General features: G+C 73.1%; 9 protein-coding genes and 1 rRNA gene. 2 read left to right on the top strand and 8 right to left on the bottom strand.

What is annotated here, in order from left to right; genetic code table 11:
* From AC07VC_RS03705 to sucC, 6 genes are all read right to left on the bottom strand, one after another.
* Window positions 1-159: ribosomal RNA gene (locus AC07VC_RS03705) — 16S ribosomal RNA — on the bottom strand; the annotation flags it as partial.
* A 570-nt stretch (window positions 160-729) separates the two neighbouring features.
* Window positions 730-2,361 (bottom strand): bifunctional phosphoribosylaminoimidazolecarboxamide formyltransferase/IMP cyclohydrolase, encoded by a 1,632-nt coding sequence (gene purH, locus AC07VC_RS03700; protein ID WP_494674409.1) that lies wholly within the window; start codon window positions 2,359-2,361, stop codon window positions 730-732.
* A complete protein-coding gene (purN, locus tag AC07VC_RS03695; RefSeq protein WP_396335518.1) occupies window positions 2,358-2,957 on the bottom strand; it encodes a phosphoribosylglycinamide formyltransferase in 600 nt (199 codons plus the stop codon). Before purN ends, purH begins: the two co-directional genes overlap by 4 nt.
* A 3-nt stretch (window positions 2,958-2,960) precedes the next feature.
* Window positions 2,961-4,241, bottom strand: a complete 1,281-nt coding sequence (locus tag AC07VC_RS03690; protein WP_494674410.1) for a cell division protein PerM — start codon at window positions 4,239-4,241, stop codon at window positions 2,961-2,963.
* Between the two features lie 158 nt (window positions 4,242-4,399).
* Window positions 4,400-5,287, bottom strand: coding sequence for a succinate--CoA ligase subunit alpha (sucD, locus tag AC07VC_RS03685; RefSeq protein WP_494674411.1), 888 nt, complete (start codon window positions 5,285-5,287; stop codon window positions 4,400-4,402).
* A 27-nt stretch (window positions 5,288-5,314) separates the two neighbouring features.
* On the bottom strand, window positions 5,315-6,478 hold the full coding sequence (sucC, locus tag AC07VC_RS03680) for an ADP-forming succinate--CoA ligase subunit beta (RefSeq protein WP_317229548.1): 1,164 nt from the start codon (window positions 6,476-6,478) through the stop codon (window positions 5,315-5,317).
* Between the two features lie 245 nt (window positions 6,479-6,723).
* Here sucC and AC07VC_RS03675 point away from each other — a divergent pair, with 245 nt between their 5' ends.
* Window positions 6,724-7,545: an oxygenase MpaB family protein gene (locus AC07VC_RS03675; RefSeq protein WP_494674412.1), complete on the top strand. Its 822-nt coding sequence runs from the start codon at window positions 6,724-6,726 to the stop codon at window positions 7,543-7,545.
* A gap of 103 nt (window positions 7,546-7,648) precedes the next feature.
* Window positions 7,649-9,637, top strand: coding sequence for a hypothetical protein (locus tag AC07VC_RS03670; protein WP_494674413.1), 1,989 nt, complete (start codon window positions 7,649-7,651; stop codon window positions 9,635-9,637).
* On the opposite strand, the gene AC07VC_RS03665 is transcribed toward AC07VC_RS03670, so the two are convergent.
* Entirely contained in the window at window positions 9,609-12,059 is a 2,451-nt protein-coding gene (locus tag AC07VC_RS03665) for an ATP-dependent helicase (protein ID WP_494674414.1), read from the bottom strand. The genes AC07VC_RS03670 and AC07VC_RS03665 overlap by 29 nt on opposite strands.
* A gap of 54 nt (window positions 12,060-12,113) precedes the next feature.
* Window positions 12,114-13,283, bottom strand: a complete 1,170-nt coding sequence (locus tag AC07VC_RS03660) for a glycerophosphodiester phosphodiesterase family protein (RefSeq protein WP_494674415.1) — start codon at window positions 13,281-13,283, stop codon at window positions 12,114-12,116.
* Between the last annotated feature and the right edge of the window lie 28 nt (window positions 13,284-13,311).

Raw genomic sequence — 13,311 nt, 5'->3', positions numbered from 1 at the left:
TTTCTAGCAGTTATCCCAGAGTCGGGGGCAGGTTACTCACGTGTTACTCACCCGTTCGCCACTGATCCGCCAGAGCAAGCTCTGACTTCACCGTTCGACTTGCATGTGTTAAGCACGCCGCCAGCGTTCGTCCTGAGCCAGGATCAAACTCTCCATAAATGCTTAAACGCACGACCACCCGAAGGCAGCCGGCACATCTAAAGCCAGACGTGAACGGGAATCGAACACGAACCAGCAAGTTTGAAACCGACAGAACAAATCATTACTGACTTGCTTGTTTGTTTAAATGTTTTCCAAAGGAATCCGAGACACCATCCGAAGGACGATGCCACGGGTATTTGGCATTTGACATTGTGCACGCTGTTGAGTTCTCAAGGAACGGACGCTCCCGACACCGACCATCACAGCCAGCCATCGGAGCTCACACTCCATTGCTCCCCGTGGGAGTGATCCAGGCCGAAAGCCCAGCACTCACGTCGGAAGCAGATTCAGACCCTAGCTCAGTTGGTGGTACACACGCAACCCGTAAGCCGCGGCAACTTCTGTTTCACCAGGATCATCACCCGCCAGAACAGCTCCGGAAGCATTTCGCTTCCCGCCCGTTCCGGCGACAAGAGGAGACATTACGCGGACCACCCCACCCCCGCAAAACAACCCGCATCCCGGGCGTGTCGCGACAGCCCCGCGGAGGCGGGCGGGTGGCCGCTCCGGCGCCACCCGCCCTCCTGCTCAGTGGAAGAAGTGGCGCTCGCCCGTGAAGTACATGGCGACGCCGGCCGCACGGGCGGCGTCGACGACCTCCTCGTCGCGGACCGATCCCCCGGGCTGGACCACCGCGCGGACCCCGGCGTCGAGCAGCACCTGCAGTCCGTCCGCGAACGGGAAGAACGCGTCGGACGCCGCCACCGATCCGGCCGCCCGATCACCGGCGCGCCGCACTGCCAGCTGGCACGAGTCCACGCGGTTCACCTGGCCCATGCCCACACCGACCGAGGCGCCGTGGTGCGCCAGGAGGATCGCGTTCGACTTGACCGCGCGGCACGCCTTCCACGCGAACTCGAGGTCCGCGAGGGTCTGCTCGTCCACGGGGTCGCCGGCCGCCAGGGTCCACGACGCCGACAGACGCGACCCGTCGGTCGGGAACGCATCCCCGGACTGCACGAGGTAGCCGCCCGAGATCTGGCGGGCCTCGAGCTCCTCGCGGTGGTATCCCTCCGGCAGGGTGAGCAGGCGCAGGTTCCTCTTGGTCCTCAGCAGCGTGAGGGCGTCGTCGTCGAACCCGGGGGCCACGAGCACCTCGGTGAATATCTCCTTCACCGTCTCGGCCATCCCCAGCGTGACCGTCCGGTTGGCGGCGATGACGCCGCCGAACGCCGACACCGGGTCGCAGTCGTGGGCGCTGCGGTGCGCCGCGGCGATCGCGTCCACCGCACGTGGCGCCGCCACGGCGATGCCGCAGGGGTTGGCGTGCTTGATGATGGCGACCGCCGGCTCGGCGAAGTCGTAGGCGGCCCGCACCGCGGCATCCGCGTCGACGAAGTTGTTGTAGGACATCTCCTTGCCGTGGAGCTGGACGGCCTGCGCGATGCCCGCGCCGTCCGGGCGCCGGTAGAGGGCGGCGTCCTGGTGGGAGTTCTCCCCGTACCGCAGCACCTGCGCGAGCTCGCCCGTCACCTCCCAGCCATCGGGCCAGGCGCTCCCCGTCGTTTTCGGCGTCGCCGCCTCCGCGCCGACGACCGTCGACCGGAAGTAGTCGGCGACCGCGCGGTCGTAGTCGGCGGTGTGCGCGAAGGCGGACGCTGCGAGCCGGCGCCGCTGCTCGAGGGTCGTCCCCCCCGATCCGACCGCGGCGATCACCTCCGGGTAGGACGAGGGCGACACGACGATGGCCACGTTCGCGTGGTTCTTGGCCGACGCGCGCACCATCGCGGGCCCGCCGATGTCGATCTGCTCGATCACCTCCGACGCCGGGGCTCCCGACGCCACCGTCTCCACGAACGGATAGAGGTTCACCACCACGAGCTGGAACGGCGAGATGCCGAGCTCCGCGAGCTGGACCTCGTGGGACTCGAGCCGCAGGTCGGCCAGCAGACCCGCGTGCACGGCGGGATGCAGCGTCTTCACCCGCCCGTCGAGCGACTCCGGGAACCCGGTGACGTCCTGCACCTGCGTCACGGGGAAGCCCGCCTCCGCGATGGTGCTCGCCGTGGATCCGGTGGAGACGATCTCGACGCCCGCTCCCGCGAGGGCCGCGGCCAGGTCGACGAGACCGGTCTTGTCGCTGACGGAGACGAGGGCGCGTGCCACCTCGATGCCGTCGCGGTCGCGGAACAGGGACGGGTCGTGACGGGGTCCGCTCATGCCGGGGACAGCTCCTTGAGGTCGATGGTGCCGAGGGATATCGCGCGCACGGTGTCGACGAGGAGCCTGCGCTCCACGACCTTGATGCGCTCGTGCAGGGTGTGCTCGGTGTCGCCCGGCTCCACGGGCACCCGCTCCTGCGCGAGCACGGGACCGGTGTCGACGCCGGTGTCGACGACGATGATGGAGGCCCCGGAGCTCGTGGCCCCGGCGGCGATGGCGTCGCGGACGGCGTGCGCGCCGGGGAACTCCGGCAGGTAGGCGGGATGCGTGTTCACGATGCGCGGGGCGAACGCCTGCACGGCCCTCGGCGGGAGCAGGCGCATGAAGCCGCTGAGCACCACCAGGTCCGGCTCCCACGCGGCGACGGCGGCGGCGAGCTCGTCCCCCCACGCCGCGCGGTCGGGGAAGCTCCCGAACGGCACCGTGAAGGTGGGGATCCCCCGCTCCTCCGCGAAGAGCAGGCCGTCCGCGTCGCGATCCGCGCCGACCGCGATGACGCGGGCGGGGTAGTCCGCGTGCTCGGCCGCCTGGAGGAGGGCGTGGAGGTTGGTCCCGCTGCCGGAGATGAGGACGACCACGTTGAGCACCCGCACAGCCTATCCGCGTCCTTCCGGGCTGCGCCGGACCAACGGGGCCATCAGCCCGGAGACGAACATGCCGGCGACCGACGCGACGCCGATCTCGAGGAACGCCGCGAGGAGGATCCACCCGGCGGCCGGACCGACGTCCGCCAGGCGGCCCGGACCCGCGGCACCGCCGGAGAGGACCGCGAGCAGCGCGAGCGCGACCGATCCGACCACGCCCATCCCGAGCCCCGCCGCCAGGAACCACGGCCAGCGTCGCGCCTCGGGCTCCGGGATGCGGGCCACCCGGGGGGACAGCGCGACCGCCGCGACGAAGGAGACGACGACCGGCACGAGGATGCCCAGGTAGCCGAGGTCGAGAGTGCCCTGCGGGACGATGCCCAGCACGGGCACGGACGGCAGCGGGCCCACGGACGTACCGAGCGGGGACACCGACGACCCCGTGCCGAGCGCGAAGCCCGGGCCCACGAGCCACGACGCCGCCCACAGCACGAGGTTGGGCAGCAGGGCCAGCTGCGCGAGCGTGAGGGCGATGCCGCCGACGACGCCCGTCTGGAGCGTCTCGTAGAGCGTGATGACGGTGGCGTACTGGAGACCGAGCAGCACCGCGACCACCACGGCGGAGACCGCGACGACCGCGAACGCGGCGGCGGCGCCCCCGCGGACGGCCGTGGCGGTGGCGGAGAGCGCGCCCTCGGGCAGCCGGTCGAGCGCGTCGCGCGCTCCCCGGATCGTCCGGGCAGCCCGCCCGGACGTCAGGGACGCCCACCACCGTGCGGCGCGCGCGCGATCCGCCCGCGCGACGCCGCCGATGAGGAGCCCCAGCGCGAGGACGAGGGTCGGGAGGATCGCGCCGCGGGCGACGGCGGGCGCGATGCCCTCGTGCTGCACCGCGAGCGTCAGGCCGAGCGACAGCACGGCGGTCGTCGCCACCGCCGCGGCGGCCCCGACTCCCGGGTGGTCGGTCTCCACGATGCGACGGCCCGCGCGCATCCCCAGGAGGAGCGTCAGGAGGGCGAAGCCGAGGGGCGCGAGGGAGAGCGCGAACGGGCCGTCGACGCCGGGGAGGCCGAGCGCGGTGGCGAGCGACGGATCGAGGGACGCGGTGAGCGGCACGCCGTGACCGAGGAGCCAGAGGTCGACGGCCGTCCGCGCGAACACGCCCCAGTCGACCTGCAGGTCGTACTGGCCGGCCCACAGCGCGGTGAGGGGCACGAGCGGCAGGGCGACGCCGACCCCCACCACCAGGAGCGCCTCGAGTGCCGCGAACAGGGCGGTTGCGTGTCGGTTCATGCCTCGACGACCCTACCGGCCGCGCCCCGGCGGGCCGGCTCCCCGGCGGGCGCGGCGGAGCATCGGCGCCGCGATCGGCGCGGGAGCGGGCGGGCGCGACGACGGCCCGCATCCACGGGGGATGCGGGCCGTCGAGGTCGGCGCCGGAGCGCGTCCCGCTACAGGGCGGCGAAGACCTCGCGCAGGAGGTTCGCGGTCTCGGTCGGGGTCTTGCCGACCTTGACGCCGGACGCCTCGAGGGCCTCCTTCTTGCCCTGCGCCGTACCGCTGCCGCCGGAGACGATGGCGCCCGCGTGGCCCATGGTCTTGCCCTCGGGAGCAGTGAAGCCCGCGACGTACGCGACGACCGGCTTCGTGACGTGGGCCTTGATGTACTCGGCCGCGCGCTCCTCGGCGTCGCCGCCGATCTCGCCGATCATGACGATGGCGCGCGTCTCGGGGTCGGCCTCGAACGCCTCGAGGGCGTCGATGTGCGTGGTCCCGATGATGGGGTCTCCGCCGATGCCGATGGCCGTCGAGATGCCCAGGTCGCGCAGCTCGAACATCATCTGGTACGTGAGCGTGCCCGACTTCGACACGAGGCCGATGGGGCCGGCCTCGGTGATGGTCGCCGGGATGATGCCGGCGTTCGACTTGCCGGGGCTGATGATGCCGGGGCAGTTCGGGCCGACGATGCGCGTCTTTCCGCCGGTGCTCTTGGCGTGCGACCAGAACTCGGCCGAGTCCTTGACCGGGATGCCCTCGGTGATGACCACCGCGAGCGGGATGGCGGCGTCGATGGCCTCGACCACCGCGCTCTTGGCGAACGCCGGAGGCACGAAGATGACCGACACGTCGGCCCCCGTCTGGGCCATCGCCTCGGCGACGGACCCGAAGATCGGGAGCTCGACGCCCTCGATCGTGACCGTGCTGCCCGCCTTCCGCGGGTTGACGCCGCCGACGACCTTGCTGCCGGACGCGAGCATGCGGCCCGCGTGCTTGGTGCCCTCGGACCCGGTGAGGCCCTGGACGATGATCCTGCTGTTCTCGTCGAGAAGAATCGACATCTACCTGTTCCTGTTCTCTCTCGGGAGTTAAGCGGCGGCCAGCTCGGCGGCCTTGTCGGCCGCCTCGTCCATGGTGCCCACGACGGTGACGAGGGGGTGCGCACGCTCCTCGAGGATGCGACGGCCCTCCTCGACGTTGTTGCCGTCCAGCCGGACGACGAGCGGCTTGGTGGCGGCGTCGCCCAGCTTGTCGAGCGCGCCGACGATGCCGTTGGCGACGGCGTCGCACGAGGTGATGCCGCCGAAGACGTTGACGAAGACGCTGGTGACCTGCTCGTCACCGAGGATGACGTCGAGACCCGCCGCCATGACCTCGGCCGACGCTCCGCCGCCGATGTCGAGGAAGTTCGCCGGGCGGACGCCGCCGTGCGACTCGCCGGCGTAGCTGACGACGTCGAGCGTCGACATGACGAGGCCCGCGCCGTTGCCGATGATGCCGACCTGGCCGTCGAGCTTGACGTAGTTGAGGTCGGACTCCTTGGCCTTGGCCTCGAGCGGGTCGGCCGCGGCCGCGTCCTCGAGGGCGGCGTGGCCCTCGTGGCGGAAGCCCGCGTTCTCGTCGAGGGTCACCTTGCCGTCGAGCGCGATGATGTCGCCCGACTCGGTGAGGACCAGCGGGTTGACCTCGACGAGCGTCGCGTCCTCGTCCCGGTACACCCACCAGAGGCGCTCGAACACGGGCGCGACCTTGGCGATGAGCTCCTCGGGGAACGAGGCGGCACGGGCGATCTCCTCGGCCTTCGCGGCATCGATGCCGGCGACCGGGTCGATCTCGATGCGGGCGAGCGCCTCGGGCCGCGTGACCGCGAGCTCCTCGATCTCCATGCCGCCCTCGTAGCTCGCGAGGCACAGGTAGGAGCGCTCGGCGCGGTCGAGGAGGATGGAGAAGTAGAACTCCTGCTCGATGCGCGCGCCGGCCGCGACCATGACGCGGTGGACGGTGTGGCCCTTGATGTCGAGCCCGAGGATGCCCTGGGCCGCCTCGAACGCCGCGTCGGCGCTCTGGGCGACCTTCACGCCGCCCGCCTTGCCGCGGCCGCCGGTCTTCACCTGCGCCTTCACCACCACGGTGCCGCCCAGCTTCTCGGCCGCGGCGCGCACCTCCTCGGCGGTGTCGGCGACGATCCCCGGGAGGACCGGGACGCCGTAGGACTCGAAGAGGTCCCTGGCCTGGTATTCGAAAAGATCCACGCGTGTCATCCCATCCGCACCCGCGCCAGGCGGTACGTGCGTCGTTCGAGGCTGCGGTGCCACGACCGTCTGGTGGCGGCACCCGGTGTGTTGCGGCTGCTCGACCCGCGCACCGCCACCGAGGTGGACCGGCACGCCGCGTCGACGACCGTGGAGAGCCTACCGGGTCCGGGGTCGGCGAGCCCGGGAGCGCGGGGGCCCGTGCACGGGGCGGGGTTCCGCGTCCGGGGAGGGAGACTGGTCGGATGAGGCCGAGCGCGCATCCCGCACGACGACGGGAGGGGTCCATCCGCGACCTGGCCGGGGAGGGGATCCTCCTCGCGGCGGGAGGACGGGCGATCCTGCTGCAGATCGCCGACCCGTCGGTCGCCCGCGGCGTCGCGGAGCACAGCGACTTCGCCGCGCGCCCCCTCGACCGCCTCGAGGGGACCCTCGGCTACGTCTACGCCGTCGTCTTCGGCTCCCCCGCCGAGGTCGCGCGAGCTCGGCGCATCGTCGGCCGGGCGCACGGGGCCGTGCGGTCGCCGCACGCCGCGGCGGACGGCTCGGCACCCGCGTACAGCGCGTACGACCCCGACCTGCAGCTCTGGGTGGCCGCGACGCTCTACGACTCCGCGATCACCATGTTCGAGCGGTGCTTCGGACCGCTCCCCGAGGAGGCCGCCGACCGGCTCTACCGGGAGTACGCGGTGCTCGGCACCGCCCTGCAGGTGCCGGCGGGGCTCTGGCCGGCGGACCGCGCGGCCTTCCGCGCGTACTGGGATGTCCGCATCGCGGCCCTGGAGCCGACGGCGGACGCGCGGCGCGTCGCGCGGACCCTGCTCAGCGGGCGCGTCGGATCGCCCGCCGTCCGCTCCGTGATGCCGCTCGTCGCCCTCCTCACCGCCGGGCTGCTCCCGCCCCGCCTCCGGCCCGGCTTCGGCCTGCGGTGGGATGCCCGGCTCGAGCGCCGGTTCGACCGCCGGCTCGGGTGCCTCCTCGCCGTCTACCGGGTGCTGCCGCGCATCGTCCGCGAGGCTCCGCGATCGGTGATCTCGTACCGGTACCGCCGACGCGACCTCGGCTGACGGCCGCCGCGGCCGCCCCTGCACAGGCGCGGCCGGGCGCAGGCCGTCCCCTCCGCCGGCTCGCCCGACAGGCGGACCGCCCGGCGCCCCCCATCGTGCGGGCATGACACCCCACCCCTCGCATCCCCGCCTCTCCGCCTCGCCGGGCGCCCGCCTCGACCGCCCGCCCGCAGCCCGCCGCACCACCCGGGGAGCATCGGTCCTCGTCGGCATCGGCCTCGCGCTCGGGCTGGGGCTCGCGGCAGGCGCCGTCCCCGCCGCGCACGCGCTGAGCGCCGTCTCCCACGGCGTCGGGTACGACTCCCGCCACGACGGCCGATGGCTGGGGTCCTACCGCCTGGACGACGGCCGGCTCGGATTCTGCATCGACGTCGGGCTCGCCGCCCCGCCCGGACACGAGTACGCCCCGTCCGACGACGCGGGCCGGTCTCCCGAGGACCGCGCGCGGCTCGCCTACATCTCCCGCCGGTGGGCCGGGTCCGAGGATCCCGACACCGCCGCGGCCGGGCAGCTCGCCACGTGGAGCATCACCGGCCTCGGTGGTCACGACCTCTCCTGGTACGCGGCCCGCGCCGGCGATCGCGCCGCCTCCGTCGAGTCGCGCGCCCGGGAAATGCTCGCCGAGGCGGCATCCGGGGCCTCGCGCTCGGTGGCGGCGTCCGCGGCCGTCGTGCTCGGGGACGACGGGCGCGGCAGCGTCCGCGTCGACCTGCGCGCCGACCTCATCGCCGGCGGGCCGACCGACGTCCCGACCGGCTCCGAGACCGCGACCGTCTCCCTCGACGGCGCCGTCTTCGACGACGGGACGGCGAGCGCGGCTCTCCCGAACGGCACGGCGGTGCCGATCCGGGCGACCGGGTCGGGACCGTCCGTGCAGGTCGCGGCGAGCGCGGCCTTCGCGTCCCTGCCGTACGGGGACGCCCTCGACGTCGTCGGCGACGGCGGCGCGTCGCAGGGGATGATCCTGGCGCGTCCGTCCGATGCGCGGGCCGATGCGCGGGCGGAGGCCCGAGCACCGAGCCCCCTCCCCTTCGCACCCCGGGTCGTCACGCGCACCTCGCTGCCGGTCGCGGCCGCAGGCGACGAGCTGACGGATGCGCTGCGCGTGTCCGCGGATCCCGCCGCACCCGCGGACGGCGACCGTCCCGCGACGGCCGGCGGCTGGGGGCTCGTCCGCGCCTCCGACGGAGGGCTGTCCCCGATACCCGTCACCGTGCGCAGCCGGCTCCTCGGCCCGTTCCCCGAGCAGGTCGGACCGGAGCGCGACGCCGCTCCCGAGCGCGCGCCGCAGGTCTGCGAGGTCCTCACCCTGGTGGACCGCGGCGCCGGCGACTACGCCTCGCCCGCCTGCCGACTCCCCGCCGGGGGCTTCTACACCTGGGTCGACTCCATCTCGCCGGCGGACACCCCGGCGGACCGCGGGCGCGATCGGGTGCTGCCCTGGCGATCGACGTTCGGCGCGGCGACGGAGACCACGCAGGTCCCGCAGCCCCCGACCATCACGACGACCATCGGCGAGCGCGAGATCACGACCGGCGGATGCCAGACCGACACGCTGCGCACGTCCTCGTTCGTCGGGGTCGGCGCCGTGCCGGTGCGGGTGCGCCTCGCCGGCCCGTTCGCGGCCGCGCCGGCCGAGGGCGAGGCCGTCGACCTGTCCGCCGGCCCCGCAGCGGACGGGTCCTCGTCCGAGGTCGAGCTCACGGGCGAGGGGGAGGTGACCACGCCGTGCATGAGCGTCGCCTCACCGGGGTGGTACGTGGCCGTGCTCGACAGCGTCGGCCGACCCTCCGGGGACGCGGACGGGGCGGCGATCGCGCCGTTCGCGGATCACGTCGCCCACGTGACCGAGACCTTCCACGCGGGACCGCCGCCGACCGGGTCGGACGTCCCGCCGCGGCTCGAGCTGGCCATGACGGGCGGCGCTCCCGGCATCGACGTGCCGTGGCCGGGAGCATCGGCGCATGCGGGCCCGGGGACGCTGGCGATCGCCGCCGCCGCCCTCGGCGTCCTGGGGGCGGCGGGCGTCAGCGCCCGCCGGGCCCGCCGGGCGCGCCCGCGCGTCAGAGCTTCTCTATGGGCGCGATCTTGATGAGGAGCCGCTTCCGGCCGGCGGGTCCGTCGAACTGCACCTCCGCGATGCGCTTCCGGCCCTCGCCGGTGACGCCCGTCACGCGGCCGTCCCCGAAGTCGGTGTGGCGGATCCGGTCGCCGAAGGCGAGCTCGAGGTCGCCGTTGTCGCGCACCTGCCCGGTGACGGTGTTCGCCCACTGGGTCTTGGGTCGCGGCGGAGGCGGCAGGGCGGGATCCTCGAAGCCGCTCGAGGATCGGGAGCGGCCCCCGTATCCCCCGCCTTCCCGTCGGGCGTTCAGGGCACGGGGCTGGGTGCCGCCCCGGGAGGTGGCCATGCCCGGGGACTGCTTCCAGTCGATGAGCTCCGCCGGGATCTCCTGCAGGTACCGGCTCGGCATGGCGACGTTGACCTCGCCGAACTGGGCCCGGGTCATCGCCAGCGAGATGAAGAGGCGTCGGCGTGCGCGCGTGATGCCCACGTAGAACAGCCGACGCTCCTCCGCGGGACCGCCCGGCTCGTTGGCCGACATGCGGTGCGGGAGCAGGTCCTCCTCCACGCCCGTGAGGAACACCGAGTCGTACTCGAGGCCCTTCGCGGTGTGCAGCGTCATGAGCGACACGGTGCCGCTCGAGTCGTCGAGCTCGTCGGCGGCGGCGACCAGCGACACCTCGGTGAGGAAGTCGACGAGCTGGCCCTCGGGGTTGTTCCGCGAGAACTCCTTCGTCACCGCGACGAGCTCCTCCACGTTCTCCGCGCGCGCCTCGTCCTGCGCGTCTCGGCTCGCGCGGAGCGCCTGCACCAGGCCGCTCCGGTCGAGGAGGGTCGTGACGAGGTCGCCGACGGTCGTGCGGCCCTCCGGCCGGTCGGGGTCGAGCAGCAGGGCGACCTCGTCGAGCATCCGGGAGAGCGTGAGGATGGCCTGGGTCACCTTGGGCCCCAGCCCGAGCTCCGACGCCCGGCGCATGGACTCGCGGAAGGTCACCCCGTGCGCCTCGGCGAAGTTCGCCAGCGCGGTCTCCGTGGCGGGCCCGATGCCGCGCTTGGGGGTGTTGAGGATGCGCCGGAGCGCCAGCACGTCGGCCGGGTTGGCGACCGCGATGAGGTACGCCATGGCGTCCTTGATCTCGGCGCGCTCGTAGAACTTGGTGCCGCCCATGATCCGGTAGGGCACCGCCGAGCGGATGAGGATCTCCTCGAGGGCGCGCGTCTGCGCGTTCGTGCGGTAGAAGACGGCGATCTCCGAGTAGGCGGTGCCCTCCTCGTGCAGCTTCTGGATCTCGTCGGCGACGAACTGCGCCTCGTCGTGCCCCGAGTACCCCGTGAAGCCCACGATCCTGTCGCCATCGCCGATGGAGGTCCAGAGCTTCTTGTCCTTGCGGTCGAAGTTGTTCGAGATGACGGCGTTGGCCGCGGTGAGGATGTTCTGCGTGGACCGGTAGTTCTGCTCGAGGAGCACGACCTTCGACTGCGGGAAGTCGCGCTCGAACTCCGTGATGTTGCGGATGTCGGCGCCGCGGAACGCGTAGATGGACTGGTCGCTGTCGCCCACCACGGTGAGCGACGCGCCGTCGATGCCGCCCATGCCGTTGGTGGACATGCGGGTGTCGACGGGGACGTCGTCCGGCGACACCGCGCGCGTCAGCTCCCGGATGAGCGAGTACTGCGCGTGGTTCGTGTCCTGGTACTCGTCCACCAGGACGTGACGGAAGCGGCGCTGGTACAGCGCCGCGACCTTCGGGAACGCACGGAAGAGGAAGACGGTCTGGCCGATGAGGTCGTCGAAGTCGAACGCGTTCGCCGCGGCGAGGGAGCGCGTGTACTGGCGGAAGATCTCCACGAACATGGCCTCGGCCGGATCCTGGAAGTTCGCCGTCCGCGCGAACGTGTCCGCGTCCGACAGCTCGTTCTTGAGCTTCGAGATGCGACCCGAGACGGACGAGACCGTGAAGCCCAGCGTGTCCGCGTCGAGCTGCTTGATGACCCGCTTGATGAGCACCCGCGAGTCGGCCGAGTCGTAGATCGTGAAGTTCTGGGTGAAGCCGAAGGCCTCCGCCTCGCGCCGCAGGATGCGCACGCACGCGGAGTGGAACGTCGAGATCCACATGCCCTCGGAGGCCTGGCCGAGCAGCGACTCGACGCGCTCGCGCATCTCGGCGGCGGCCTTGTTCGTGAAGGTGATGGCGAGGATCTGGCTCGGCCACGCCTCCCGGGATTCGATGAGGCTCGCGATGCGGTGCGTGAGCACGCGCGTCTTGCCGGAACCGGCGCCGGCGACGATGAGGAGCGCCGGACCGCGGTAGACGACGGCCTCGCGCTGCTCGGGGTTGAGGCCCTCGAGGAGCGGATCCGCGGGGGCGCCCGCTCCGCCGTCGGCGCCCGCACGGCCGTCCAGGATGATCGGCGTGCTGGAGGGGCGAAGGGCGGCGGGGTCGGCACTCATGTCGGCTTCGATCCTAGGCGCTGCCCCCGACGCCCGGCCGGGCCCGGTCCCGCGTCAGCGCCCCGCCGCGGCCGCCAGCTCCGCGACCAGGCGCACCGCGAGGTCCGGGTGGTCGGCGAAGACGCCGTCGACCCCCGCGTCCAGGAGCCGCCCCCAGTGGGTGCGGTGGTCGCCGTGCGCCGAACGCGGCCCGGCGCTCCGGAGCGGCCGGGGCAGGAACGCGTTCTCCGGCCGCAGCGTCCACGTGAGGACCGAAAGACCCGCTCGGTGCGCGCGCTCGACGAGGTCGGAGACGGGTGCGACGCCGGGGTCGCCGCCACCGACCACGCCGGCCACCTGCACCCCCGGTGCCGTCACGGGTGTCGTCACGTTCGTCCCCCGAGCCGCCGCCCCCGCCCCGGCGGATGCCCCCGCGGATGCCGCCGCGGATGCCGCACCGAACGCGGCAGCGGCCACGATGCGCTCCATGCCGACGCTGATCCCGTCGACCTCCGCGGCGAGCGCGGCCAGCCCCGCGTCGGTCAGCTGCTCGTCGAAGGTGACCGCGCGGTCGCCGACCCGGGCGACCTCGTCCGCGGGTCGGCCGCGCCCCTCGAGCAGGTAGACGAGCCGTGCGGCGACGCCGCGCGCGCGGACGCGCAGCAGCACGTCGCGCTCGAAGGCCTCGACCGTGAGCCGGGACGCGTCCTCCGCCCAGCCGTGCGCGCCGAGGTCGCGGGCGAGCAGCTCGTCGAGCGGCAGGCCGAGCGCCTGGAAGTGCGTGGCGTGCTTGATCTCCGCGACCATGCCGAGCGGGCGGCCGTGGCGCGCGGACTCCTGGTCGATGATCCGCAGCAGGTCCGGCAGCGACAGCACGGTCTCCTCGTCGTCGTGGGCCGCGCTGGCCGGGCGCACCGCGGGGATCCGCTCCCGGCAGCGGAGCGTGCGGATCTCGGCCCACGTCATGTCCTCGGTGAACCAGCCGGTGCGCTCGACGCCGTCGACGAGGCGCGTCGTCCGCCGGTCCGCGAGCTCCGGGCGGTCGGCGACGTCGGTCGTGCCCGACAGCTCGTTCTCGTGCCGGATGACGAGCACCCCGTCGGACGACGCCACGAGGTCCGGCTCGACGGCGTCCGCCCCCTGGGCGAAGCCGAGCCGCACGGCCGCGGCCGAGTGCTCCGGACGGTGGCCGCTGGCGCCGCGATGGGCGATGACGAGGGGACGGGGGCGACGGGCGTGATCCACGCGGGGGACGCTACAGGCGCCAGGTGGA

The organism is Clavibacter sp. GW821-FHT01D01 (genome assembly GCF_059422605.1).
Note: the sequence above shows the minus strand (reverse complement) of the source record. Positions and strands in the feature narration are given on the sequence as shown.

Excerpts from the sequence above, each read along its gene's own strand:
- purH (WP_494674409.1), bottom strand. The coding sequence starts at position 2,361 with ATGAGCGGACCCCGTCACGACCCGTCCCTGTTCCGCGACCGCGACGGC.
- AC07VC_RS03690 (WP_494674410.1), bottom strand. The coding sequence starts at position 4,241 with ATGAACCGACACGCAACCGCCCTGTTCGCGGCACTCGAGGCGCTCCTG.
- sucD (WP_494674411.1), bottom strand. The coding sequence starts at position 5,287 with ATGTCGATTCTTCTCGACGAGAACAGCAGGATCATCGTCCAGGGCCTC.
- AC07VC_RS03675 (WP_494674412.1), top strand. The coding sequence starts at position 6,724 with ATGAGGCCGAGCGCGCATCCCGCACGACGACGGGAGGGGTCCATCCGC.
- AC07VC_RS03670 (WP_494674413.1), top strand. The coding sequence starts at position 7,649 with ATGACACCCCACCCCTCGCATCCCCGCCTCTCCGCCTCGCCGGGCGCC.
- AC07VC_RS03665 (WP_494674414.1), bottom strand. The coding sequence starts at position 12,059 with ATGAGTGCCGACCCCGCCGCCCTTCGCCCCTCCAGCACGCCGATCATC.